Below are 24,021 nucleotides of genomic sequence, written 5' to 3'. Positions count from 1 at the left end.
CGTATCAGTGAACTCATCAGGAGGGAACTTATGAGCCAAGACGACGAGATCACAGAGGGACATGGCCCTGCCGGTGGCTGGGGATCGTTGAAAGGCATTGCCAGCGTCTCCGTTGAATCGTCCGCTTCGCCGACCGCGATGGACACGCTGCGGCGCATGAACAAGCCGGGCGGATTCATGTGTAATTCCTGCGCCTGGCCAAAGCCGAAGAACTACAGCGCCTTTGAGTTCTGCGAAAACGGCGCGAAAGCGGTGATGTGGGAACTGACCCGCGACCGTTGCACGCCGGAGTTCTGGGACGATCACACCGTCCACGCGTTGCGCCGCTGGACCGATCACGAACTGGAAAAGACCGGCCGGCTCACCCATCCAATGCGCTACAACCCGGAGTCCGATCGCTACGAGGCGGTGGACTGGGACACCGCGTTCCGCGAGATTGCCAGGGAATTGAATGCGCTCGATCCGGAAAGCGCCGTCTTCTACGCCTCTGGCCACGCCGGGCTGGAAGCTTCCTATCTGTATGCCCTGATGGCGCGGCTCTATGGCAACAACAATCTGCCGCAGAGCTCGAACATGTGCCACGAGACCACCTCGGTGGGTCTGAAAAAAGTCATTGGGTCGCCGGTTGGAACGATCGTCTGGGAAGACCTGGAGCAGACGGACGCGTTTTTCTTCTTTGGTCAGAATCCCGGAACCAACAGCCCCCGTTTTCTTCACCCGCTGAAGGACGCGAAAAAGCGGGGGGCCAAAATCGTCACCTTCAATCCCATCATCGAGCAGGGGCTGGTGGCGTTCGTCGATCCGCAAAGCGCCATCGACATGACAACAGGCCGCGAGACCAAGATTTCAGACCAGTACCATCAGCTCAGTGCCGGCGGCGACGTGGCGGCGATCATGGGCATGTGTAAACACGTGATCGACGCCGACAAGGTGGCGCAGCGCGAGGGCGGCGCGCGCATCCTCGATGTGGAATTCATCGAGCAGCACACCCAGGGATTCGATCGTTTCCTGGCATCCGTCGAAGCGGCCGAGTGGTCGGACATCGAGTCCCGCAGCGGCTTGTCGAAAGCCACCCTGAAGGAGGCGGCCGACGCCTACATGGCGGCGGAACGTGTTATCGGGGTATACGGCATGGGGCTGACACAGCATACCCATGGTTCCGTCAACATCGGCATGCTGGTGAACCTCCTCATGCTGCGCGGCCACATCGGCCGGCCCGGTGCCGGCGTCTGTCCGGTGCGGGGACATTCCAACGTCCAGGGCCAGCGCACGGTGGGGATCGCCGAAAAGGCCGATCTGGTGCCCATGGACAAACTGCGGTCCCTGTTCCAGTTCGAGCCGCCGACCAAGGACGGCGTCAACATCGTGGAAATGGTCGAAGGGCTGATCGATGGCTCGGTCAAGGCGAGCATCTGCCTGGGCGGTAACCTGCTGCGGGCGGTGCCGGATCAGCAGCGGATGGAAGACAGCTGGGCCCGCCAGAACCTCACGGTGATGATTTCCACCAAACTGAACCGCAGCCATCTCTATCCGGGTAAGACCGCCTACATCCTGCCGTGCCTGGGCCGCGCCGAAGTGGATCAGCAGGCCACCGGGCCGCAGGCGATCTCGACTGAAGACAGCTTCTCGATGATCAGCGGCTCCACCGGGCATCGCACGCCGGCGTCGGAACACCTGAAAAGTGAGCTGGCGATCGTGGCGGGCATCGCGAAGGCGCTGCTTCCGGAAAACCCCAATGTGAAATGGGACGACTGGGTGGGCGACTACGCCAGGGTGCGCGATTTGATCGAGCAGACGTACCCGGATGACTTCAGGGATTACAACCAGCGCCTATTCGAGCCTGGCGGTTTCCATCGCGGCATCGCCGCCCATGAACGCATCTGGGAAACGCCGGAAAAACGGGCCCTGTTTACGACACCGGACAAGCTCACCTCATTGGGATTCGAGCCCCGGCCCGGTCGCTTCAGTCTGCTCACGATGCGCTCGAATGACCAGTTCAACACCACCGTTTACGGCTATTCGGACCGGTTCCATGGCATCGAGGGCACGCGGGATGTCCTGCTGATGAATCCGGAGGATATGAAACAGGCCGGCGTCGAGAAAGGGGATGTCGTCCGACTGGTCACGGATCTGGACGATGGCGTGGACCGGCGGCTGGGCGGTCTGGTGGTCACCCCGTACCGGATACCCGTCGGCACGGTCGCCTCCTATTACCCGGAGTGCAACGTGCTGGTGCCGGTGAGTCACCATGATCAATTATCGAAGACGCCGGGATCGAAGTCGGTGCCGGTGCGCATTGAGCGCGATGGCTAGCCGGATACCGTGATCCCGAGCACGGCGATCCCGCTGGCTTCCGATACGGCCTGCAGTCCGTGATAACTTTCAATGGCCGGGTGCGCTCCGCCTGATGCGTGATTGTGGGTCGCCGTGACGACCACAACGCGGGCACCCGCGGAAAGGCCGGATTCGATGCCAGCCGGCGCGTCCTCGAAAACCAGGCAGTCGTTGGCGTCGACCTCAAGCTGCTCGGCCGCGAGCAGATAGCCGTCCGGCGCCGGCTTGCTGCGCGCCACATCCTCAGCCGTGATCAACACCGCCGGCAACGGCAGGCCCGCCGCCGCAATGCGTCGTTCCGCCAGTGCCCGCGGCGCCGATGTGACGATCGCCCAGCGTTCGTCGGGCAGGCCTTCCAGGAACGCCGCAACGCCTGCAATGGCCTCAACATCCTGCACGTTCTCGATCTCTGCCCGGGTGATGCGTTCGGCCTCAACCACTGGATCCACCCCGGGCAATCCCAGACGTCGGATGGTCTCGACCGCCTGGATGCCATGGATCGTCGGCAGGAAGGCTTCCACATCAAGGCCCTGCTCCCGCGCCCAATCGGCCCAGACGCGCTCGGCGGAAGCGATGGAGCTCAGGATCGTGCCGTCCATATCGAAGAGCAGGGCGGCGAAGCGGTTTTTCGGAAGGTTTATGGATGCCATGGTGTATAGGGCCTATGCAGTCGTGGCGGGTGAGCCCGTCATACTACGCGGTGCCGGTTTCAAGATCGATCGTACTGGTTGCGCTCGGGAGCGCACATACGTGCCGTAGAGACCAGGGCCAGGGCGGCCAGACAGGCCAGCGCGGCGAACGCGCCAACATAGGCGTCGATCCGGGCCGTACCGCCGGATGATGTGAGGACGATCACGACGCCGACAGCGCCCATCGCGCCGCCGAGACGCTGGACGATGTTGACGAGGGTTGCCGCATCGCCCATCTGATCCCGGGTAACCGTTCCATAGGCGGCGGTCATGGCAGGCAGTTGTGCCAGGGCGAGGCCGATGCCTCGTGAGATGAGCAGTACCGTCTGGGTCGTGTTGGACAGCACTGTCGGGTAAAGGACGAAGGGAATCGTACTGGCCAGCAGAAGGGCCGCTCCTGAAATGGCTGTGGCGCCGGTGCCGAAGCGATCCGTTAATGAGCCGGCAACCGGCAGAACGACGGCACTGCCCAGCCCCATGGCCAGCAGCATCAGACCGGTTTCGCCGGCGCTTCGGCCCGCTGCCAGTTGAAGGTACAGCGGCAACAGGAGCAGTCCGCCATACATACTGGCGCCTGTCAGGCCCGTTGTCATCGTCGCCGCTGAGAAGGGACGGTGGTGCATCAGGCGTATATCGATCAGCGGATAGCGAGTCCGCAACTGTGCGGGAACAAAGCAGACGGTCATCACCACGCCGATGGCAGCCGTTGAAACGGCTATTATGTCGGCGCTGTCAGTTCCGATTCTATTCGCGCCATACAACAGTAAGGGCAGGCCCAGCCCAACCAGGACAAGCCCCATCCGGTCCAGGGGGCGACCTTCATCCCTTGCCCCTCGCGGTACCAGATCCCGTGCCGCGATAATGGCCACGATACCGATCGGCACATTGAGCAAAAACAGCCAGCGCCATGACCCCATGTCGAGAAGGAAACCGGCAATGCCGGGCCCAACGGCGGGCCCCAGCGCAATCACCAGACCCAGCGTGCCCATCAGTCGTCCCAGCTGGTTAGCGTGGGCGGTTGATCCGATAACGGCCTGTCCGGCCGGGACCATCAGTCCGGCTGCCAAACCTTGCAGGAGCCTTGCGGCGATGAGCGTCGTCGGCCCTGGAGCCAGGCCACAGAGAGCGGATGAGATGATGAACGTGGCCATAGAAACGGCCCAAACCCGGCCATAGCCGTATCGATGACCCAACCAGCCGGTGGTGGGAAGGGACACCGCCAGAGCGATGAGGTAGCCCGTGGCCACCCATTGGGTAACGGCAAGCGAACTCTCGAAATCACGGCCGATGGATTCCAGCGCAAGATTCGCCACCGTCGAATCCAGCATGGCCATGAAAGCGGCGGTCCCGGTTACCGCCGCGATTTTCCATAGCCGGGGCGGAATATGGGGTGGGTCATCATTCGGTGACAGAGTCATGCCAGTGCAGCTCCATGCTGTGCAATGGTGGGTCTCCCGTTGATCGGAGTGGTTACCCGTCGGTTGCTGTCATGAGAACGCGAGGTTGTGTCTCACGCGGTCATCTTTTCATGATACATTTGTATCATAAAAACTGAAAAAACCACCAGGGAGCTGGCCTTGCCGAAAAAAGTCGACCATGAAGAGCGCCGAAACCGGATTGCAGAAGGGCTGATACGCCTTGCCGGCCGCGACGGTCTGCACGCCGTCACGATGCGGGGTGTGGCCATCGAGTCCGGGGTGTCGCTCCGGCTGGTGCAGTACTACTTCGATAACAAGGCCAGCCTGATGCATTCCGCGTTGCGGTTGCTGGAGCGGCAAAGCCATGAACGATGGAATGCCTACCTCAGCGAACGGCCGGGCCCGCCGTCGCTGCGAGGGTTCCTTGAAACGTTTTTCGCTGCGGCGTTGCCAACCGATGAGCGCAGTCGCACGTTCCACCTCGTCTGGACGTCCTTCGCAGTGTTGGCGATGACCCATTCCGATTTGGCGGCCCAGCCGTTTGTTGAGGGGCCCGATCGCCTTGAGCAGCAGCTGGTCACAGCGCTTCAGGATGCCCAGTTAACCGGTGAGCTGGCGCCGCATCTGGAGGCCTCTGTCGAAGCTGCCCATATACTCGCCATCACCCACGGGCTCGGTACGAGCGTGTTGGTAGGGCAACAAACGGTGGAAGCCGCCATATCGGTGTTTCACAACCACCTGGATCGCTTGCTGGATCTGTAGAGCCATCGGCCGGAATGGACCACAATAGAATTCAGCTAGCTTCCCGTTATTCATCAAGTTCCCGTAAGGCCAGCGGTCGCCGCAACCCGCATCTTGCTGCGACTTTCAGATACTGCATTCTTTGGTAAGGACACGAGATGCCCATGAGTCGATTAGCGGGTGAACTGCGCTTCTACCTCAACCGGGTGAGCGAAAAGCTTTGGGTGAAACCGCTGGCCGCCTGTGTGTTGTCCATTGTGGGTGCCTTACTGGCGCAGATGGCGAATGGGACCGGGTTGGGGGACTACGTGCCTGAAGTCTCCGGCGATTCGGTGGAAACCCTGTTGTCGATCATGGCGTCCAGCATGCTCGTGATTGCATCGCTGGCGGTGGGATCGATGGTGTCCGCCTATGCGTCGGCCAGCAACACCGCCTCGCCCCGGGCATTTCCACTGGTGGTGGCCGATGATATTTCCCAGTTCGCACTGTCCGCGTTTATCGGCACGTTCATCTACAGCCTGGTGGGCCTGATCGCGGTGAAGAACAGCGATTACGATGCCGGCGGGCATTTTGTGATGTTCATCCTGACGATCCTGGTGTTCGGCATCGTGATTTTAACCTTCGTCACCTGGATTGACCGCATCGCCAGGTTGGGGCGCCTCGGCATGATCATGGGCAAGGTCGCGGCCGCCACCGCCGTCGCCCTGGACACCCGCAAACGGGCCCCTCACCTGGGCGGCGTGCCACCCCGGGGTGATGAACTTGCGGGACGGGCCGTCTACACGAGCCGGGTGGGTTATCTGCAGCACATCGACATCCGGGGATTGCAGGAACAGGCTGAAGCCGTCGACGGTTGCATCACCGTGGCGGCGTTGCCGGGCACCTGCATCGCCCCTGACATCCCCCTGGCCTATTTGCATGGCGGCGCGAACAATGGCGAGGGCTGGGATCCCGATGAGGTTGCCCAGCAGTTCCAGATTGGCAGGGCCCGAACGTTCGACGAAGATCCCCGCTATGGATTCGTGGTGTTGTCGCAGATTGCCTGCCGCGCGTTATCGCCCGCGATCAACGATCCGGGGACGGCTATCGACGTCATCGTGGAGAGCCAGGCCCTGTTGAGCCGGTGGCAGGAGCCCTTATCGGAGGACATTGCGCCCGATACGGCATGCAGCCGGGTCATGGTGCCGGCGCTGGACGTCCGGGATCTGTTTGACGATGCCTTTACCGGCATCAGTCGGGACGGTGCCGGGTTGATTGAAGTGGGCACCCGTTTGCAGAAAGCCCTCCGCTCACTGCGGGCGTGTGGAGATTTCGAAACGCAGGCCGCCGCAGACCACCACGCCCGACGGGCGATCGGGCTGAGCCAAGAAGCCTCTCTCACGGATGAAGACCGGGCACGCCTGCGAGCTATCTTTGAGCAGGGGACCTGATCCCGTTTGGCGGTCACCCGAAAACCCGCAGAAAACGATCAGACCGGACACGCCACCCTGGCGGCCAGCCACGGTTTCAGTTTCTCCATCGGCAGGGGATGGCAGAGCCAGTATCCCTGCAACTTGTCGCAGCCCATGCTCTTGAGCAAACGGGCGGTCTCCTGGTCTTCCACGCCCTCGGCCACGACGCTGTAACCCAGGCCGTGGGCCATGTTGATGGCGGTTTCCACGATGACTTTGGAACCGTCGCTGGTATCCACGTCCAGGATCAGCGAGCGGTCCAGCTTGATTTCCGAAGCCGGGAGTTGCTTGAGGTACGACAGTGACGAATAGCCACTGCCGAAATCGTCGATCGATACCCGTATGCCGATATCCGCCAGGGTCTTCAGCGCCTGCAGCCCGGTGGCCGGATCTTCCATCGCGGCGGTTTCGGTGAGCTCGATGGTCAGCCGGTCCGGGCGGATCCGGTGCCGCGTCAACTGGTCTTCGATCAGCGCATTGAGCTCGCCGGAGACCAGATCCCGGGCGGAGATGTTGATCGAGACCTCCAGATCGGGGTAATCACCCAGCAGCGCCGTCAGATCCTGGATGCCGCGCCCGATCGCCCAGCGGGTAAGCTGGTTGATCACGCCGGTTTCCTCGGCCAGGGGAATGAAGTCGCTGGGAAAGACCCAGCCCCGCTCCGGATGGTGCCAGCGAATCAACGCCTCAATCCCCGTGACCTCGCCGCTCTGAAGGCAGATTTTGGGCTGATAGAACAGCACCGTCTGCTCCCGGTGCAGAGCTTCGCGGAGATCGGACATCAACGTCAGCCGGCTCTCGCTGTAGATGTCGAAGTCCTGGGAGTACAGCCCGGTTTCATGGGAACCGACGGGTGTGATCTCCATACCCACGTGGGCGTTGCGGATCAGCAGGGCGGCGTTATCGCCGTGCTCGGGGTAGCTGGCAGCGCCGAACTTCGGGTGCAGCTCGATGGCCAGGTTGTCCAGGGCGATCGGCTCCGAAAGCAGCCGCAAGGCCTGGTCCAGCCCCTCGAAGCTATCATCCACCCGCTGCGAATTGATCAGCAGCCCGAAGCTGTCGCCGGACAGTTGATACACCCGCTCATCCCGTCCCTGGTGATCCTGGGTACCCTCCACGATGGGCAGTTCCGAGGCCAGCTCGGTCATCTGTTCCGCAATGCGTTTGAGCAGACGCTCGCTGCGGCTCAGGCCCAGCGTGCGGTTGATTTCGTCGAGGCGGGTGATCCTCGCGACGCCTACCAGGTACTGCCCCTCCGGATCCATGCGCAGCTGCTGGTTGACCATCCACTCGAAGCGGTTGCGGTTAGGCAGACCGGTCACCGGATCGTGCGTCATCGCCTCGGTGAGTTTGTTGTGGGCTTCGTGACGGGCCTTCTCCTTACGCAGGTTGTCCGCCTGGGCCTCGATTTTATCCTCCCGTTCGCGATACAGGCGGTCGGCCAGGGCCAGGGTCAGGATAAACGCTTCCAGGCCCGAGCCGATCTGCATCGCGTATTCGGTGATGAACGTGGCGGGAAAGAACCCCAGGGCGCGACCGGCGGTCGCAAGAACGCCAACGGTGAGCGGCGTCCAGGCCAGCGTGAAAAAGGCGCCGGCCCGCACGCCGGCCGCCCAGGTGATCGGGCCTGCCACGAACAACAGCGAGAAGAACACCAGTGCCGACACGGACGAGAGCATCACGGCGTGGTTGTAACTCAGCGTCAGGGCAGCGACGAAATTGAACGCTTCGAACAGGATCATCCCCCGAATGGCGATATCCAGCCGCGGACTATGGGTTTTGATCTTCAGGAACTCCCGGCAGAACAGAACCGAGAAAAACGCCAGAATCGGCATCGACACCAGCAGCGCCCGCGCGTGCAGGGCCGGGAACTGCGGATAGATATGCTGGAAGCTGTAGCCCTTGATGGACGCAAAGAACAGCAAATAGCCGCTAATGGCCAGAGCGTAAAACAGGTACAGCTTTTCCCGCAGCGTCAGGAAGACCGCCAGGTTGATCAGGATGATGACGGCCAGGCTGCCGTAGTAGAAGAAGTGCAGCTTCTGCTCGTTTGCGGCGGCCTCGAAGAATTTATTCTCCCGCCAGACCCGTAATGGCAGGACCAGCGAGCCTTCCGTCTGGGCGCGCACGTAAATCGTCTTGACCTGTCCGGGTTCCAGCTCGAAACGCATCAGCATGCTGGGGTGATCCACTTCCCGCGGATAGAAGGGGCGGGTGTCGCCGGTCTTGAAGGTGTGCGTTTCCCGGTCGTCGTCGAACTCATGGAAAATCACGTCGTCCAGCTGCGAGTAGCTGATTTCCGCGATCAGGTTAACCCGTTCCGGCGTCTGGTTCCGGACCGCAAACCGCAGCCAGTAGGCCGATTCAGTGATGCCAAAGGTGGCGCTGTCCGTCGGATTGGTTTGCCACTGGTCGTCCGGCAGTGCCCGTACCTGATCCATCGTGGCCTGGCCGTCCGGATCTTCCCAGTACTGGAAGTGGGCCTCGATCGGTGAAGAGGGCAACACGGTAACAGGCTTCTGGTCCGCGTGGGCCAGTTGCCAGTGGCACAGCCACAACAGGGCAAAGGCAAAACGCAGCGGTTTGAAGAGGATCACGAACAGCTAACCCCGCAGTAGGCCGTTGAGCGTTATGGTCTTGTTTTCGGTAAGGGTGCTTCCATCATCATATCGGCGCCGCGGTGGCAGACCTTAGACTTTTGTTGTAGATAATTGTGAAATGTGACGTGGCCCTGCTTGGCAGCGGCTGAGGCATGACCACCTCCGTATCGCCGATTTATTGAATCCTCCTTTTCGGGCCATTACCGCGCGAGCGGACCCGATGACTGATGACGACCCGATATGGGGTTTGCTCATAGGACGTCAGCCGGAAGCTATCTTCTTCAGCCGCTGTTCCGCCCGTTTGGACGCTTTCATCTTTTCGGGCCGCTTCATGGATTTCCAGTGACGGATTTCCTCCGTCGTGCGGCCGCAGCCGGTGCAAAGCCCGCCCTTGAGCTGGCACAGCGACTGGCAGGGGGAATCGATTTTCGCCGCCATTCAGTGCCTCGCTGACCTGGTTTTCAAGCGTTGCTGCCAGTTGCCGGCATGGGTCCTCAGGCACGCCTCTTCGCTGTCCAGGTCCACGTGTTGAGCTACATCGTCCACCTCAACTCCGGCGTCGGCCAATGCTCCGGCCGTAAGATCCTGTATTCGCCGTCGGTCGCCGCTCTTCAGTGCCTGGGCAAGGTTGGCATCGGTATCGAACACCCAGGTCACCATCAGGCTTCCGGGAAATCGCTGGTAATCGACCTCGTGAGTCAGCCAGGTGAAGCCGGGAATTATGGGCTTGGCGTCCTCACAGGATCGGGTCAGCGCCTTGATCAACCGGCGCTCCAACCGGTCGCGTTCTCTCTTGACCATCATGCTATCTCCTGACGCGGTGTACTCGGATCCGAACATCGCCTTATCCAGTGACGTACCGGTCCATGTGACGGGTTCATCAGGCGACGGGCTGTCGAGCAAAAATGTGATACGTTATAACATGTTGTCGTTATCGGACGGAATTCCGGATTGCAGGGGTATCGGTGAGGCACGGCTTGATCGGCCGGCATGTGCCGGTAGTGAAAAGCCGGCCCACGACCATCCAGGGCGCGGGCCGGTGGTTGTCAGCACGGCTGCCAGTCGCCGTTGCGGTACTGCTCGACGCTGTCCCCGGCGAAACGGAACAGCCACAGCCAGTGGTTCTCCACCAGCCGCGCCACATCGGGTTGCTGTGCCAGGATCCGCTCGAGGTGCTGGCGCGGGGCGTCGATGAACACGTTGAGTCTCACGGGCTCGTGGCGCCAGGCTTCGCCGTCGTGGACGGACTGGAGCGCCAGGCCGATCCGCAGGTCCGGGTCGTTGCCCTCGATCACGCCCACGTTGCCGCCGACCACCGAATGCAGCAGCTTGTTGCCCGCACCGAAGGTCTCCGGCGCCGCCACCGAGCCCAGGTACTGCAGGTTGATCCAGTTCGCCACCACCATCGGCGCGGTCATCAGGGCCTCAAGCACGGTGCCATCCGGATCCTGCGAGGGCTTGTAGTCATGCAGGAACGTGCGTCCCTTCAGGTTCAGCCCCCGCGTCCGGGATCGGTCGGCGAAGATGATGGCCGCATTGTTCGCCAGCCCCCATTCCGGCCGGACTTCGGACCAGTTCACCGTACGTTTGGTCATGTGTTGCAGCAGGCGGTCGTCGTCATGGCCGGCGAGGCCGAGGGCCGCAGCCCGCTCCCGGCGGCTGCGCCGGGCGGCTTCGGTGAAGGCATTTTCCAGGCGGATCAGCTTTTTCAGGTAGCTGTCCGGCACCTGCTCGCGATTCAGGACCGTGACCCGATCCGTCACCGTGCAGTGTTCCGCAGCCAGTGCCAGCGTGAAGTCGGGAATGCGGATGCCCCGTGCCACCAGGCCGGCACGGACCTGGGGATCGTTGATCAGACGGGCCGCCAGTGCCGCATTGACTCCGCCGTTCTGACCCCCGCAGGCACCGCATGCCAGTCCGGCCTGGTGCGGATTGTTGTCGGTATGGCTGCCATGCCCGACGAACACCAGCAGCGGCGCGAAGCCGGTGGTCAGCGACAGGCCGCGCAGCATCCGTTCGGCGAGGTCGACTTTTTCCGGGTCGGACACCGGGTCACCGCCATAGCGCTGAAAAAGGCCGCTCTTGGCCGGGGTGGACGTGGCCGGCTTCGTACGGTTCCGGTACAGGCTGTCGCGGAGCAACTTCCAGCCCCAGGCCAGTCCGGTGGTTTCGACCAGCGTGAAACTGGACAGGCTGCTGTACTTGGCCTTACGCACCGTCTGCCGGGTCATCTCGCGCTGGCTGGCGGCCTGGTACTGTGTCCGATCCGCCTGACGGTCGCCGGTGGAGTCCACCAGCCGGTAGACCGGAGCCAGCAGTCCCGGAAGCCTCGGCATGTCGTCCTCCGGCCCCAGGCCCCGGTGCGTCACCGGCATACCGAAGAAGCCGGCGAAGCCGAGGGTCTGGACCGTCGGGCACGCCGCCTCAAGATGGCGGCGCATCACCTCGGACCGCACGTCGATGCAGAATACGGCCTGGATCTCGCTGTCGGCCCCGGCCGGCGGCGCCGTGCTCACCGGATCTCTGGGACCGGTCAGCGTGCCGATCAGTTCCCGCTGATAGCCCCGCTCGTAAGCGCGGTGCCAGAGCCACAGGGTCGGGTCATGGGGTTGCGTCGCGCCTTTGAGGTAGGTGTTCCAGGCCGCCTGCCACTGGTGCCGCTGCTCCGGCGCTGCCAGATGGACGCCAATCGCCTCCCAGACCAGCAGAATCACCAGCAGTTGGTCGCACAAGTTGGCTGCGCCACCATCCAGCGCGGCCTGCCATTCGGCGCCCTTGCACCAGGCGCTCCAGCCAACGAGCTCGAACAGCAGCCGGTGTGCCAGTGCTTCCAGTTCGCTTGCCGAGAGGTTCAGGATACCGATGGCCCAGTTGCTGGCCTGTGCCGGGGCGGCCGGCATGTCTTTCAGGATTGACCGGGCCCCGGCGAGACCGGTCCGGCGGTCCAGGAGCGGGTCGTGCCGGCTTTGCTCCAGCCAGCTCGCAAAGAGACCGTCAGACGCCAGGTCCACCAGCCACCGCGACTGCCGGGTATCGAAGAACAGTCCGCAGGTTCGCGCGACCTGTTGCCGAACGGCCACCATGGCCGGACTGACGCTGCTGCCGAACGTCTGGTCGAGGATTGAGGGCGCCGCCATGCCGCTGTCCGTATCGCCGTTTTTCAGGGCGGCAAGCAGGGTGTCCCGCGTCGCATGGCCGTCGCTCTCGCGCTGGGCGTCTCGCAGGTCTTCTTCCCGGATGCGGCCCCGTTGCCAGGCATCGCGGTAGAAGGCGGGCGGCATCAGCATGGACGTCTTGGCCCGCGCGCCGGGAATGCGGGAGGCCCGCTCGGCGGGAAGGTGCCGCAGGCCCCACCAGGGGTTGACGGCAATCCACCGGTCCAGCGGCCAGTTGGGTGGAATCACGGACGTTGCCCGGGTCAGGGCGTCTTTCTGGTCGGACGCCAGTGCCGGTTTACCAAAGCGGGATACGCTGACCTGATTCATGACTTGTCTCCCAGGATGGACAGATCGTTCTTCGACGCCGCCTCGGCCGGTTGCCGCCAGGCGAGGCTGTTCGCCAGCCGCGTTGTCAGGTGGTCAAAAGGCAACATCAGGTAGAAGCCGTTGCTCACGTGGAATCGCAGCGTTCGGGCTATCCGGCTCTGCGGATTCAGCAGCAGGATCAGTGAGACCAGGGCGAGGGTGCCGACCATCAGCAGTCCGATCACCACACCCGCCAGGGGCAGTGGTCCGGTGAAGTGCGGGGCGACGACCGGGCCCAGCAGCCAGTGGGCGAGCCCATAAATTGGTATCAGGCCAACGGCCAGGCCGCCCAGGAGCAGCTTCTGACGCAGGCGGATACCCGCCGGCAGACCGAGCACCGACCCGAAAATCGCCAGGATCAGCATGGCCCCCAGCACCGGGTTATTCTCCACAAGCCCCGGTTTCAGCCACAGTAGAGCGAGCCCGAAGCCGGCGACGGCTGCACTCCAGGCCAGGCGCGAACGGATATCGGCCGTTGCGAACGGCGCCACCCGGGACGCCGACACCGTGCGCCCCGAAGCCAGGAACGAATGGGCCTTGTAGAGCGAGTGAGCCAACAGGTGCAGGAAGGCCAGGGTGTAGGCGCCCATGCCGATCTCGAACAGCATGAAGCCCATCTGGGCCGACGTGGACCACGCCAGGGCGTGTTTGACGGAGGCCTGGCTCATCATCGTCAGCACCCCGACCACCGCCGTCAGGCCGCCGACAGCGAGCAGGACCAGATGCCCCGGGGAGAAACCGTCCAGCACCGGGAACAGCCGCAGCCAGAGAAAGCCCCCAAGGTTGATGACGCCCGCATGGAGCAGGGCGGAGACCGGCGTCGGCGCTTCCATGACGCGCAGCAGCCAGCCATGGAACGGCACCTGGGCGCACTTCAGCAGCGCTGCCACGGCGAACAGGACCGAGGCGATCTCGAGATGGGTGCTGCCCTGGGCCGTGTCACCGGCGGATGTGATCATGGCAGGCAGGTCGAAGGTGCCGTAGTGGCGGTAGAGCAGCCAGACGCCGGTCATCACGCAGATGTCGCCGATACGGCTGACGATGAACTTCTGGAACGCCGCGAGACGGGCTTCCGGGCGGTCATGGTACAGGGTCAGCAGGTGATGCAGGGCGAGGCTGACACCGACCCAGGCCCAGGCCAGGACCAGCAGGTTGTTGGTGAAAACCAGGAGAAGGACGCTCGCCAGCGTGGTCAGGAACCAGGGCAGGAAGCGATGGCGTGCGGGATCGCCCAGCAGGTAGGTGTCCGCGTAGCGGAGAATGACCCAGCCAATGAAGCCCACCATCAGGGCCATCCAGACGGCCAGTCCATCGGGCTGGAGCCCCAGGCGATGGCCCATCTCCGGCAGGCCGGTGTCGGCGATCCAGGCATCGACCACCAGCAGCACGCCGATGAGGGCGGTGGCCCCGATCGAGAGCACCAGCAGGCGGCTGGCGAGGCGCCAGCAGAGCCCGGTGGTCCGTGTGCTGGATTGCCAGCCCGTGAAGCCCGCCAGCAGCAGGAGCGACACCGGCAGAAGGAGCCAGGCCAGGAGGGCTGGCATGGAAAATACGGTTGCAAGGTCGTTCATAAAGGCCTCCCGTTGACGTTGTGCTTACTTTGCCGGGAATGCATTCATATAAAAAATGGTTTAAAAAGATCCTATCGTTCTTTTTTAGAGAACAATTGCCATGAAACTGAATTACCATCACCTGTTCTATTTCTGGACTGTGGCCAAAGCCGGACACCTGACCCGCGCCGCGGAGTCCCTCCACATTTCCCAGTCGGCGTTGTCGGGCCAGATCCGCAAACTGGAGGACAGTCTCGGCTACGCGCTGTTCATCCGGGAGGGCCGCCGGCTGAAGCTGTCAGAGGCCGGCCGCGTGGCTTTCGGCTATGCCGAAGATATCTTCCGGCAGGGCGAGGAGCTCACGGAGCTGTTCAGCTCCGGTATCCAGGCCAACCGGGAAAGCCTCCGGATCGGGGCGGTGGCGACCCTTTCCCGCAACTTTCAGGAAGGGTTCCTGAAACCCCTGCTCGGGCGAGACGACATCGAGCTGATCATTCAGAGCGGCACCCTGGACGACCTGATCCGCCGGCTCTCAGCCCACCGACTGGACCTGGTGTTGTCCAACCAGCCCGTCCATGGCGATGAAAAGAACCCATGGCGCTCGCGTCGCATTGCCCGGCAAGGCGTCAGCGTGATTGGCCCACCGGGGGTAACCGGTGTGGAGACGTTTCCCGAATTGCTGGTGGAGCGCAGCCTGATCGTGCCGGGACCGGAGAACAACATCCGCCATGCGTTCGACCAACTGTGCGACTACCACGGTATCAGCCCACGTATTGTCGCGGAGGTAGACGACATGGCGATGATGCGTCTGCTGGCGCGGGACACACGCCACTTTGCGGTATTGCCGCCGGTCGTGGTCCGTGACGAGCTGGAGCGGGGCAGTCTGGTGGATTACGGCGCGTTGCCCGGCGTGTTCGAGGAGTTTTACGCAGTCAGCATCCGGCGGCAGTTTGAACCGCCCCTGCTGACCCGGTTGTTATCCCAACCCTCAGAAGCGTTGCTGACCCGGTCGGCGAACTGGTCGTTCTGAAGTCGCCCGGCGGGTTCATTGACTTGTGGCTGACTTTGAACCAGCGGTGGATAACCGTCTTTCAGCTCCGATTCTCTTCCGTCTCCAGCTTGGGCGCCGTCCCCGACTTGGGCAGCCCGTGATCTTCCCAAGGCTCGCCGTCCTCGCCCTGGAGCTGGTAGTCATAAGCGGCCTGCAGGCCCGTTTCATCCTCTTCGACTTCCTCAGGCTCCTGGTCAATGTGGCGGGGATAGAGCGGTGACAGCAAAGCCACGACAACGCCGATGGCGGAGAACATGGCAAACGCATCGGCGTAACCGAACGTCTTGACCAGCAGGCCGACGGCGGGTGAACCCGTGGCCTGGCCGAGCGAGATCGCCATAAAGGGCAGCACCGGCCCCATCGACAACCGGCCCGGCAACAGGCGGATGCCGGTCATCAGGTAGAGTCCGGTCAGACTCATATAGGCCAGGCCAAACACCAGCGCCGAAAACGCGGTGATCACCAACTGACTCGGACTGGCTGCCAGCAGGGCCAGGCTTGCCGCCAGCATCATCAGCATCAGGGCCTGGGTGATGGGCGGGTTGTTGCGGTCGGCCAGATCGGCCACCACTGCGCCTCCAAGGCCTGCGATGCCAACCGCCAGCCACAGCCAACCGGTGGCACTCGGCGGCTGGGAACTGAGGTTCACCATAAGGTCCGGAGCAAAGATCCAGTAGGCGGCGGACACAAAGCCCATCGCGAAGGCAAACAGCGAGAGCCGGAAAAGCTGCCACCAGTGCAGTCGCGTGATCGGCGGAGGCGGGGCCGCGTTCAGGGGCGTGACACGCGATACCGACGGAATAAAGGTGCGGGCGGCGATGACCCCGACCGCTGCCAGAATGGCAAAGACGAGATACGCCGAACGCCAGGCACTGGCGACAAACAGGATGGCTGGCACGGCCACGATCACACCGACGCTGGTCCCGGCGTTCATCACCGAGCTGACCCGCCCGTGCAGCGAGCGATTGACCAGGGCCTGCATGGCCGCGGTCAGCGCCGGCATCATCAAACCCGTGCAAATGCCGCAGGCGAACACGCCCACCCCCAGCGACAGGGCACCTGAAGCCTGACTGATCACCGCCAACCCCACCACGCCGAACACGCCGGAAAGCACGGTGGTATTGCGAGCCCCGAAACGAATGGCAACGATCGGCGCAACCAATGTGGCCAGTGAAAAACTGATCAGCGGCAGAGCGCCGATGACACCGATGACCTCCGGCGTCAGTGCCAGGTCATCGCGAATGGGAGGCACAAACAGACCAAAGGCGAAGCGTGCCAGGCCGTAACTGATGGCAATCAGGCCGGCTCCGATCAGCGCAAAGCTGGTGCTTGACGGCACTTTCACAGAGCGGACCAACGGGTGTGGAGAAGAGCCGCGTTGACCGCGGTTTGAGGAAAAACGTCCGTCGTGGTCACCGTGCGACCCTCCTGCAATGGGGGCGGACCCTGCCGCTGAATGTCCTACCCGACCAGCCTAGGAATGGGGCAGGCCGGATTCAAGCCGGTGTGGTCAAAAGAGGCATGGTTTGTCGTTCCTGTTCATAAGCACCCATTAAAGGGTCGTCACGCGGAGGGCGGTTCAATCCGGCCCGTTTTTTTTCCTACACTGGGGGCACAGCCAACACGGAGGAACGTATGCGATTCACCAGACTGGCCGAGCGTGTCACCTTGCCTGCCTTGGCCCTGTCCGTTCTGACGGCCGCTCACGCGTGGGCGGAGGTGCCGGCGAAAAAAGCGCAGCAGTTGGTCGAGCAATGCCGGGAAAAAACGGTGCAGCAGCCTGAGGGGAAGGCTCTCACCGGCTATCCGCTTGAGGAAGAAACCAACGCGGGAAGCTACCGACCCGGACAGCCTTTCGAGCTGCATATCAATATTCGCGGGCACGGCAATGCCGTGCATAACGTGACCTGCCATGTCGATGCGCAAGGCCGGGTCAGTTTCGAAGGCATCAAGGAAAGGGGCAGTGCGATAAAATAGGCGAGTATTTCCGATAACATAATGACCAAAAGACGACTCAACCAGTGACGGGGCCGTGGCCTGCTCAAGCGCGAGTGGCCGGGTTCGTTCACGTCGCTGTTCTGGCAGGGCCGTCCCAGGTTGGGAGGGAACAGCAAACATGGCCCAGAGCCCCGAACTGTTGCGACGGCTACTTCGCGCGAAAGACCGGATGGATCGCGCGTCCCACGAAGCGTGGCCGATTCATCGCCTGGCGCAGGTCAGCGCCGTTTCGGCGTCGCACTTTGCCCGCTCGTTCAAGGAAGCGTTTGGTGTTCCACCGCATCGTTATTTGCTGACCCGCCGCATCGAGCGGGCCGTCGCACTGCTTCGCGACACGGACCTCCCGATCACGGACATCGCCTTTCAGACGGGCTGGAAAAGCCTGGGAACCTTCGGGCGCATTTTCCGCGACATCACCGGTGAGAACCCGGGGCAGCTCCGCGCACGTGAGCGGTCGTCTCCGGATGACCGGGAAAACGTCCCCGAATGCATGGTGCGCGCCGCTGATCGTCCGGACCTCAAGATGGCAGTTTTGGAGAAGCGACGGAAGACCTCCGTTGAGAGAATGGACCGCCCATCAACGGAGGATCTTCTATGACACAAGGTATTGGTGTGGTTGGTCTGTATGTCCGGGACCAGGACGAAGCGCTGACGTTCTATGTTGAACGGCTGGGGTTTCAGGTCCACACGGACGTGCGCAACGGGAATTATCGCTGGCTGACGGTGCAGCACCCGGAGCAGCCCTCGTTCCAGCTGGGTTTGTTCAAGCCGGGCCCGCCGGTCCACGATGACGCGACAGCGCGGACTCTGAGTGAGGTTGTGGCCAAGGGGGCCATGCCACCGCTGGTGCTCCATGTGGAGGATTGCCGCTCGGCCTACGAGCGGCTGAGCAGGCTGGGGGTAGAGTTCACCCAGGAGCCGATCGACCGGTATGGCGCCGTGGACGCCGGTTTCCGCGATCCGTCCGGCAACGGATGGAAGATGATCGAAGCCCGGTCACAATCCGCAGCAGAGGCTTCGACATGAACGGAAGTCTCTGGATGCGGCAGGGCCATCGTTGGCTGTCGATCGTTTTCACGCTCACCGTCATCGCCAACTTCGCGTTCAGGGCGGTGGCCTCGGGTGAACCGCCGATATGGCTGACCTACGCGCCGTTGCCGCCGCTTTTCCTGCAACTGGTCTCGGGCCTGTACCTGTTTGCGTTGCCGTACCGTTCCAGGTGGCGCGGCCAGCCTTGTGACTGATCGACCCAGGTTGCCGACGCCGGGGCCGGGTCTCGGGTTTCCGGCGTCGGGCGCCTACAGTCTGCTCTCTTGCGTGGCCTCAACAGCAACCACGGTATTGTTCTCGACGGTTATGACCACCAGGGATTGACCGCCCAGCGAGCTCTGCAAACGGTACGTCAGGATTTCCCGTTTAACGGGATTCCCACCGCCGCCGTCATCGACTGCGATCGTCTCAACCTCCCGGTTAACGGGATCGCCAGCAATGTAAAGGATCTCCTGCTTACTTTGCCCTTCCTGGATCAGCTTGCCACTGGCAAGCCGGAATGAGTCGTTGGCATGGGCAAAGGATGCGGTTGTCAGCAGGGCCATCGTGACCAAGGCTTTTAAGGGTTTCATCTCTATTCCATTCCTGAAAAACCGTTATCGATCCATTGTGGTTTTCACTGTGTGCTCACGCCAGAAGATCGCGTCAGCATGATGACTTTCCAGTATGCCAACGACCGCCAGACACCGCTTCTCCGAAACCGCTATGTCGAAAATCGGGACGCTATCGCCGGCGCCTCTTTTCGCCTCGGGGACTCCTGTTACTTCTGGAGGCTTTGCGCATACTCCTGCGCCAGGCCCTCATAGGATTCCGGCGGCGGAAACTTCTCGAAGCTGTGGGTCGCTGGCGTGGTCGCCCAGGGCAGTTTTTCGCTGGTGTAGGTTTCGACAAACGGTACGAACCAGCTGTGGTCGTCCAGCATGGTTGGGCGCACATTGACGAAAGGCATTGAGTCGTCGAACCGCGTGAACATCCAGCTCATGCAATCCGGGCAGAAGAAATGCCGCACATCGTTGCCGCGAAGCCCGCCAATCACCGGATCGCCGCGCGTGACAGAAAAAGCCTCGCCGGGAACGAGGGCTGACAGCGAGTAGGCGCTCGAACTCATCTTCTGGCATCCCGTGCAGTGGCACGCCATCGTCAGGATCGGCGCCGCATCAATCTGGATACCCACACGGCCACAACGGCATTCGCCTTTGATAGGCAGTAACGTCTCGATCATGGTTTCACGCTCCCTGTTGTTGTCGTACGGAAATGGTTTCCAAACTATAGCGTGTTTATCTGGCAGAGCGCCCCGGTCCCTATTCAATGCGTGGACGACCGGGGCTGTTCCTGTTCCGCCTTAATTCGAGGAGCGATACCCGCCCTGACGCTCCAGCATCCAGCCCGGATATTCAGCCGGCAGCCGGCTGACGTCATCCAGGGCGGCGAGTTCGTCGTCCGAGAAGCGTACCTGGGCGGCCCGAATGTTGTCCTGCAGCTGGTCGACCCGTTTGGCGCCAACGATGACGCTGGTCACGGCGTTCTGGTGCAGCAGCCAGGCGAGGGCGATCTGGGCCACCGAGACGGGCTGGCCGTCCACCGTCTTGCCGGCGGCGATTTCGCGCATCACCGCGATCACTTCGCTGCCGCGTTCCCGGTTCACCGGCGGGAAGTCGAACTTGGCGCGGCGGTTTTCTTCCGAAACGTTCGGGCCTTCGTACTTGCCGGACAGGTAGCCGCCCGCCAGCGGGCTCCACACCATCAGGCCGATGTCCTCGGACTCCAGCATGGGAATCACCTCGCGTTCCAGATCGCGACCCACGAGCGTGTAATAAGCCTGCAGCGACAGGATCGGACACAGTTGGCGGGCCCGGGTAATGCCGACGGCCTTCATCACCTGCCAGGCGGCCCAGTTCGACAGGCCGACGTAGCGGACATGGCCGTGCTGCACCAGGGTATTCAGCGCCTCAAGGGTCTCCTCGATCGGCGTGGCCGGATCGAAGCCGTGAATCTGGTACAGGTCGATGTAGTCCGTTTGCAGGCGCTCCAGACTGGCCTTGCACTGGGTCATGATGTGACCCCGGGACGCCCCGCGGGCGTTGGGGCTGTCGCCCATCGGGCCGAGCACCTTGGTGGCCAGCACGATATCCTCACGGGGAACGCCCAGATTTTTCAGGGCCTGCCCCGTGATGCGCTCGCTGGCGCCACCACCATAGACGTTGGCGGTGTCGATGAAATTGATGCCCGCATCGAGGGCGGTTTTCACCAGCTCATCGGCCTGATCCTGCTGCAACTGGCCGATCAGCTCCCAGATGCCGTCTTCGCCGCCGAAGGTCATGGTGCCCAGGCACAGTTCGGAGACAAACAGGCCGGAGTGGCCCAGTGTCCGAAGGCGCAGGGGGGTGTCCTGAATGGATTGGGGTATATTGGGTGTCGTCATAGCGAATCCTCTCCTTTTGATGGATGCACCTGCCGGGCAGGGCCGTGGACTCATGCTACGGTGGCGCACAGTCGATCGGGCTGGTGGAAACTCTCAGACGATTGCACGATCCTATCAACCTGGTCTCTTGCGGAGGTTGGGTGTGCTGAATTGTGGCGCCGGAAAGCCTATGATCGGATCAGCACAGGAGGCGCCCATGACCGCTCAACCCAACGTCATTCCGATGCAACCGGACCATCCCACCCTGAACCGGCTGCGCGATCTTGTCGAGCAGCAGTGGCTGGCCCACGGGCCGGAGACCGCCATCGACGGACTGCGGCTGACCCGCGCGCCGGAACCCAGTGGCACCATTCGGGCGCTGTATCAAACGTCCTTCTGCATTGTGCTGCAGGGCGCGAAGGTCACGGCCATCGGGGAGCAGGCCTTTCACTATGGTCAGGGCGACTGCCTGTTCGCGTCGGTCAACCTGCCCGTGAACTCCCGCATCATTGAGGCGACGCCGGACAAGCCGTACCTGGCGCTCAGCCTGTCGATCGATCCGGCGATGGTTTCCGAACTGTTGGTGGCTCATCCGGAGATGGCTTATCGCGGCCCCAAACGAACGGCGCTGGCGACGGCACCGGTGCCCGGGGAACTGTACGATCCTGTCATCCGTCTGCTGCGGCTGCTCGACCAGCCGATCGATCGCGAGGTCATGGAACCGCTCATCCGCCGGGAAATCGGCTGGCGTCTGTTGCGCTCCCCGCTGGGGCCGGCCCTGCAACAAATCGGCATGAAGGACAGCGACACCGCCCGCATCGGTCGGGTCACCGCCTGGATGCACGCGAACTATCAACAGCCCTTCAAGGTCGCGGACCTGGCCAACATGGCAAACATGAGCCCGGCGTCCTTCCATCGGCATTTCAAGGCCATTACCCAGCTCACGCCGGTGCAGTTCCAGAAACGGGTGCGCTTGCAGGAAGCTCGCCGGCTGCTGTTCAGTGAGCAGGAAGTGGCCAGCGTGGGTTACCAGGTTGGTTACGAGAGCCCGTCCCAGTTCAGCCGTGACTACCGCAAACTGTTCGGTGCGCCGCCAGGGCGGGACAAGGCCGTGATGCGGTCCAGTGTGGCGATTGAGATTGGCATTTAACGTGTTCATTTAACTGGGATTAGTTCATTATGCGTCCCTCATCTGGCATCAACAAAGGAACGGTTCATGCGCCTTGGCAATTCAATTCTCCCTCGCGCTGCACTGGGGTTTGCCCTCGGGCTCTTCATGACGACGGGGGCCGTTGCAAAGACGGCTCTGGAAGATCTGTCCGACACGGTTGAACAGGTCGAAGACCAGCTGGACGCACGAGTTGGCCTCGCGATGACGGACACGGGCTCGGATTTTTCCTGGTCCCATCGCGCAGACGAGCGTTTCCTGATGAACAGCACGATGAAGGTGCCGCTTTGCGGCGCCGTACTGGCGCAGGCAGATGCGGGCAAGATGTCCCTGTCCGACGAACTGCCCGTTCACCAGGACGATATCCTGTCTTACGCGCCGGTCACCAAAGAGCACGTCGGGCAGAGTATGACCCTGGATGAGCTGTGCTACGCCGCGCTGGATATGAGCGACAACACCGCGACCAACCTGTTGATAAGACACCTGGGCGGTCCGGAGGCGGTCACGCAGTTCCTGCGCCGCATCGGAGATTCCGTCACCCGTTCAGACCGGTATGAAACGGCCCTGAACACCTGGAAGCCCGGCGATCCCAGAGATACGACGAAGCCCGTGGTCATGATCGACACCCTGCAGAAGCTGCTGCTGGGTAACGCCCTGACCGCGGACTCCCGCGACCAGTTGGTCCAGTGGATGAGTCACGGCGGTGTGACCGGCGGCCTGCTGCGCGACGACGCGCCGGCAAGCTGGAAGATCGCCGACAAGTCCGGCAGCGGCGACCACAACCGGAACATCGTGGCACTGATCACGCCGGACGACGGCAACCCGAGAATCGTCACCATCTACATCTCGGATACCGATGCGGACTTCAAGACCCGAAATGCGGCGTTGAAAGAGTTGGGAGCAGCGGTCATCAGGGTGATGGAAGACTAAGCTGTCGCGAACAATGCGTTGTTGTCCAGACTTCGTCGCAGGCAGGATGGGCTCCAACGCGCGGAGCCATCCTGTCACCCGGCGTGCAGGGCGTATTGTCACGCGCCTGCACCCGGGTGCCTTTCAACTCACGTCAAGACGAATCCGTTATCCCTCTCGGGCGGTCATGTGGTCGTCCAGGAATTTACGAATAACGGGAATGATGACAGCGCCATGGGTTTCCAGCGCAAAATGCCCGGTGTCGTAAAAGCGAATGTCCGCATGAGGAATGTCCCGCTTCCACGCCTCGGCGCCGGGCGGCAGGAAGAACGGATCGTGCTCTCCCCACACGGCCAGCAAGGGCGGCTGGTACTCGCGAAAATAGGCCTGGAACTCAGGGTACTTCTCAACGTTCGTCGCGTAATCCAGTAACAGATCCAGCTGGATATCCGCCATGCCGGGGCGTGAGATCTGGGCGCCTTCCAGCGTGTAAGCGTCCGGCGAAACAAGACTCGTGTCGCGGACGCCTTCCACGTACTGCCACTTGATGGACGCCGGCGTCGGGAAGTCGCTGAGGGCCTCGCGATTCTCCGGGGTCGGGTCGTTCCAGTACCGCCGAATCGGCTCCCACCCCGTTGACAGACCTTCCTCATACGCATTGCCGTTCTGCGAAATGATCGCCGTGACCTTTTCAGGGTGGGCGAGTGCCAAGCGCCATCCCACCGGCGCGCCGTAATCGTGAACCGCGATGGCGTAGCGGGAGAGTGCCAACTGCTCGGTGAACTGATCGATCGTCTGCGTCAGGTTAGCGAAGGTGTAGGCGTACTGGCCGCGCACCGGAGACTCCGTATAGCCAAAGGCCGGCAGATCCGGTGCGACCACGTGGTAGCGATCCGCAAGCGCTTCGATCACATCACGCCACATGTACGAAGAGGCCGCGAACCCGTGCAGCAGCAGAACCGTCGGTGCCGATGGATCACCGGCTTCGCGGTAGAACACATTGACGTTGCCGACCGGCTCGAAGCGATAGTGAACCTGCGACAGCGCTGATGGACCGACGTCATGAGCCTGTTCGGTCCGTGCTTTGATAGGGCTGGTGGGGGCGGTCCGATGTTCGGAGGTCATGGTCTATCTCCT

Annotated in this window: 22 protein-coding genes; 10 read left to right on the top strand and 12 right to left on the bottom strand. The window is 62.4% G+C overall.

Going from position 1 to position 24,021, the window contains the following annotated elements; all coding sequences use genetic code 11:
• The first annotated feature begins 30 nt into the window (after positions 1 to 30).
• The gene (locus JL474_RS15460) at positions 31 to 2,313 is read left to right on the top strand and encodes an FdhF/YdeP family oxidoreductase (protein ID WP_203142781.1); all 2,283 of its coding nucleotides are present in this window, start codon (positions 31 to 33) and stop codon (positions 2,311 to 2,313) included.
• On the opposite strand, the gene JL474_RS15455 is transcribed toward JL474_RS15460, so the two are convergent.
• Together JL474_RS15455 and JL474_RS15450 are read right to left on the bottom strand one after the other, a co-directional pair.
• On the bottom strand, positions 2,310 to 2,984 hold the full coding sequence (locus JL474_RS15455; protein ID WP_203142780.1) for an HAD-IA family hydrolase: 675 nt from the start codon (positions 2,982 to 2,984) through the stop codon (positions 2,310 to 2,312). The two genes, JL474_RS15460 and JL474_RS15455, sit on opposite strands and share 4 nt — an antisense overlap.
• 59 nt (positions 2,985 to 3,043) lie before the next feature.
• Positions 3,044 to 4,441, bottom strand: a complete 1,398-nt coding sequence (locus JL474_RS15450) for a DHA2 family efflux MFS transporter permease subunit (protein WP_203142779.1) — start codon at positions 4,439 to 4,441, stop codon at positions 3,044 to 3,046.
• Between the two features lie 159 nt (positions 4,442 to 4,600).
• On the opposite strand from JL474_RS15450, the gene JL474_RS15445 reads away from it, so the two are divergent.
• Complete coding sequence (locus JL474_RS15445; protein WP_203142778.1) at positions 4,601 to 5,203, top strand: TetR/AcrR family transcriptional regulator; 603 nt, start codon at positions 4,601 to 4,603, stop codon at positions 5,201 to 5,203.
• 143 nt (positions 5,204 to 5,346) lie between these two features.
• Complete coding sequence (locus JL474_RS15440; protein ID WP_236012298.1) at positions 5,347 to 6,612, top strand: DUF2254 domain-containing protein; 1,266 nt, start codon at positions 5,347 to 5,349, stop codon at positions 6,610 to 6,612.
• A 38-nt stretch (positions 6,613 to 6,650) separates the two neighbouring features.
• Here JL474_RS15440 and JL474_RS15435 read toward each other — a convergent pair whose 3' ends face one another.
• The 5 genes from JL474_RS15435 to JL474_RS15415 all read right to left on the bottom strand — a co-directional run bounded on the left by JL474_RS15435 (position 6,651) and on the right by JL474_RS15415 (position 14,328).
• Positions 6,651 to 9,230, bottom strand: a complete 2,580-nt coding sequence (locus JL474_RS15435) for an EAL domain-containing protein (RefSeq protein WP_203142776.1) — start codon at positions 9,228 to 9,230, stop codon at positions 6,651 to 6,653.
• A 264-nt stretch (positions 9,231 to 9,494) separates the two neighbouring features.
• Entirely contained in the window at positions 9,495 to 9,671 is a 177-nt protein-coding gene (locus tag JL474_RS15430; protein ID WP_203142775.1) for a DUF1289 domain-containing protein, read from the bottom strand.
• Positions 9,672 to 10,037 carry a hypothetical protein gene (locus JL474_RS15425; RefSeq protein WP_123633964.1) on the bottom strand — a complete coding sequence of 122 codons (366 nt, stop codon included), beginning with the start codon at positions 10,035 to 10,037 and terminating at the stop codon, positions 9,672 to 9,674.
• Between the two features lie 242 nt (positions 10,038 to 10,279).
• Positions 10,280 to 12,718 (bottom strand): YbcC family protein, encoded by a 2,439-nt coding sequence (locus JL474_RS15420; RefSeq protein ID WP_203142774.1) that lies wholly within the window; start codon positions 12,716 to 12,718, stop codon positions 10,280 to 10,282.
• The gene (locus JL474_RS15415) at positions 12,715 to 14,328 is read right to left on the bottom strand and encodes an NADH-quinone oxidoreductase subunit L (RefSeq protein WP_203142773.1); all 1,614 of its coding nucleotides are present in this window, start codon (positions 14,326 to 14,328) and stop codon (positions 12,715 to 12,717) included. The genes JL474_RS15420 and JL474_RS15415 overlap by 4 nt, the downstream gene beginning before the upstream one ends.
• 100 nt (positions 14,329 to 14,428) lie before the next feature.
• Between JL474_RS15415 and JL474_RS15410 the strand changes: the two genes are divergently transcribed.
• Positions 14,429 to 15,337: a LysR family transcriptional regulator gene (locus JL474_RS15410; RefSeq protein WP_203142772.1), complete on the top strand. Its 909-nt coding sequence runs from the start codon at positions 14,429 to 14,431 to the stop codon at positions 15,335 to 15,337.
• Positions 15,338 to 15,398: 61 nt separating this feature from the next.
• Here the strand turns inward: JL474_RS15410 and JL474_RS15405 are convergent, their stop codons facing one another.
• A complete protein-coding gene (locus JL474_RS15405) occupies positions 15,399 to 16,703 on the bottom strand; it encodes an MFS transporter (RefSeq protein WP_203142771.1) in 1,305 nt (434 codons plus the stop codon).
• Positions 16,704 to 16,993: 290 nt separating this feature from the next.
• Between JL474_RS15405 and JL474_RS15400 the strand changes: the two genes are divergently transcribed.
• The 4 genes from JL474_RS15400 (at position 16,994) to JL474_RS15385 (ending at position 18,600) form a co-directional block, all read left to right on the top strand.
• A complete protein-coding gene (locus JL474_RS15400; RefSeq protein WP_203142770.1) occupies positions 16,994 to 17,335 on the top strand; it encodes a hypothetical protein in 342 nt (113 codons plus the stop codon).
• A gap of 139 nt (positions 17,336 to 17,474) precedes the next feature.
• Entirely contained in the window at positions 17,475 to 17,954 is a 480-nt protein-coding gene (locus JL474_RS15395) for a helix-turn-helix transcriptional regulator (protein ID WP_123633958.1), read from the top strand.
• A complete protein-coding gene (locus JL474_RS15390) occupies positions 17,951 to 18,382 on the top strand; it encodes a VOC family protein (protein WP_203142769.1) in 432 nt (143 codons plus the stop codon). The genes JL474_RS15395 and JL474_RS15390 overlap by 4 nt, the downstream gene beginning before the upstream one ends.
• Positions 18,379 to 18,600: a hypothetical protein gene (locus JL474_RS15385; RefSeq protein ID WP_203142768.1), complete on the top strand. Its 222-nt coding sequence runs from the start codon at positions 18,379 to 18,381 to the stop codon at positions 18,598 to 18,600. The genes JL474_RS15390 and JL474_RS15385 overlap by 4 nt, the downstream gene beginning before the upstream one ends.
• 54 nt (positions 18,601 to 18,654) lie before the next feature.
• On the opposite strand, the gene JL474_RS15380 is transcribed toward JL474_RS15385, so the two are convergent.
• The 3 genes from JL474_RS15380 to JL474_RS15370 all read right to left on the bottom strand — a co-directional run bounded on the left by JL474_RS15380 (position 18,655) and on the right by JL474_RS15370 (position 20,828).
• Positions 18,655 to 18,978, bottom strand: coding sequence for a hypothetical protein (locus JL474_RS15380; protein ID WP_203142767.1), 324 nt, complete (start codon positions 18,976 to 18,978; stop codon positions 18,655 to 18,657).
• Positions 18,979 to 19,166: 188 nt separating this feature from the next.
• Complete coding sequence (locus JL474_RS15375; RefSeq protein ID WP_203142766.1) at positions 19,167 to 19,628, bottom strand: GFA family protein; 462 nt, start codon at positions 19,626 to 19,628, stop codon at positions 19,167 to 19,169.
• A 120-nt stretch (positions 19,629 to 19,748) separates the two neighbouring features.
• On the bottom strand, positions 19,749 to 20,828 hold the full coding sequence (locus JL474_RS15370) for an aldo/keto reductase (protein ID WP_203142765.1): 1,080 nt from the start codon (positions 20,826 to 20,828) through the stop codon (positions 19,749 to 19,751).
• A 196-nt stretch (positions 20,829 to 21,024) separates the two neighbouring features.
• Between JL474_RS15370 and JL474_RS15365 the strand changes: the two genes are divergently transcribed.
• Positions 21,025 to 21,957 (top strand): AraC family transcriptional regulator, encoded by a 933-nt coding sequence (locus JL474_RS15365; protein WP_203142764.1) that lies wholly within the window; start codon positions 21,025 to 21,027, stop codon positions 21,955 to 21,957.
• A 66-nt stretch (positions 21,958 to 22,023) separates the two neighbouring features.
• Positions 22,024 to 22,905 (top strand): class A beta-lactamase, encoded by an 882-nt coding sequence (gene bla / locus JL474_RS15360; protein WP_203142763.1) that lies wholly within the window; start codon positions 22,024 to 22,026, stop codon positions 22,903 to 22,905.
• 147 nt (positions 22,906 to 23,052) lie between these two features.
• On the opposite strand, the gene JL474_RS15355 is transcribed toward bla, so the two are convergent.
• On the bottom strand, positions 23,053 to 24,009 hold the full coding sequence (locus JL474_RS15355; RefSeq protein WP_203142762.1) for an alpha/beta fold hydrolase: 957 nt from the start codon (positions 24,007 to 24,009) through the stop codon (positions 23,053 to 23,055).
• Between the last annotated feature and the right edge of the window lie 12 nt (positions 24,010 to 24,021).

The organism is Marinobacter mangrovi (assembly GCF_016798325.1).
Lineage (GTDB): Bacteria > Pseudomonadota > Gammaproteobacteria > Pseudomonadales > Oleiphilaceae > Marinobacter_A > Marinobacter_A mangrovi.
The sequence above is the reverse complement of the archived record's forward strand: the minus strand, read 5'-3'. Positions and strand labels throughout refer to the sequence as shown.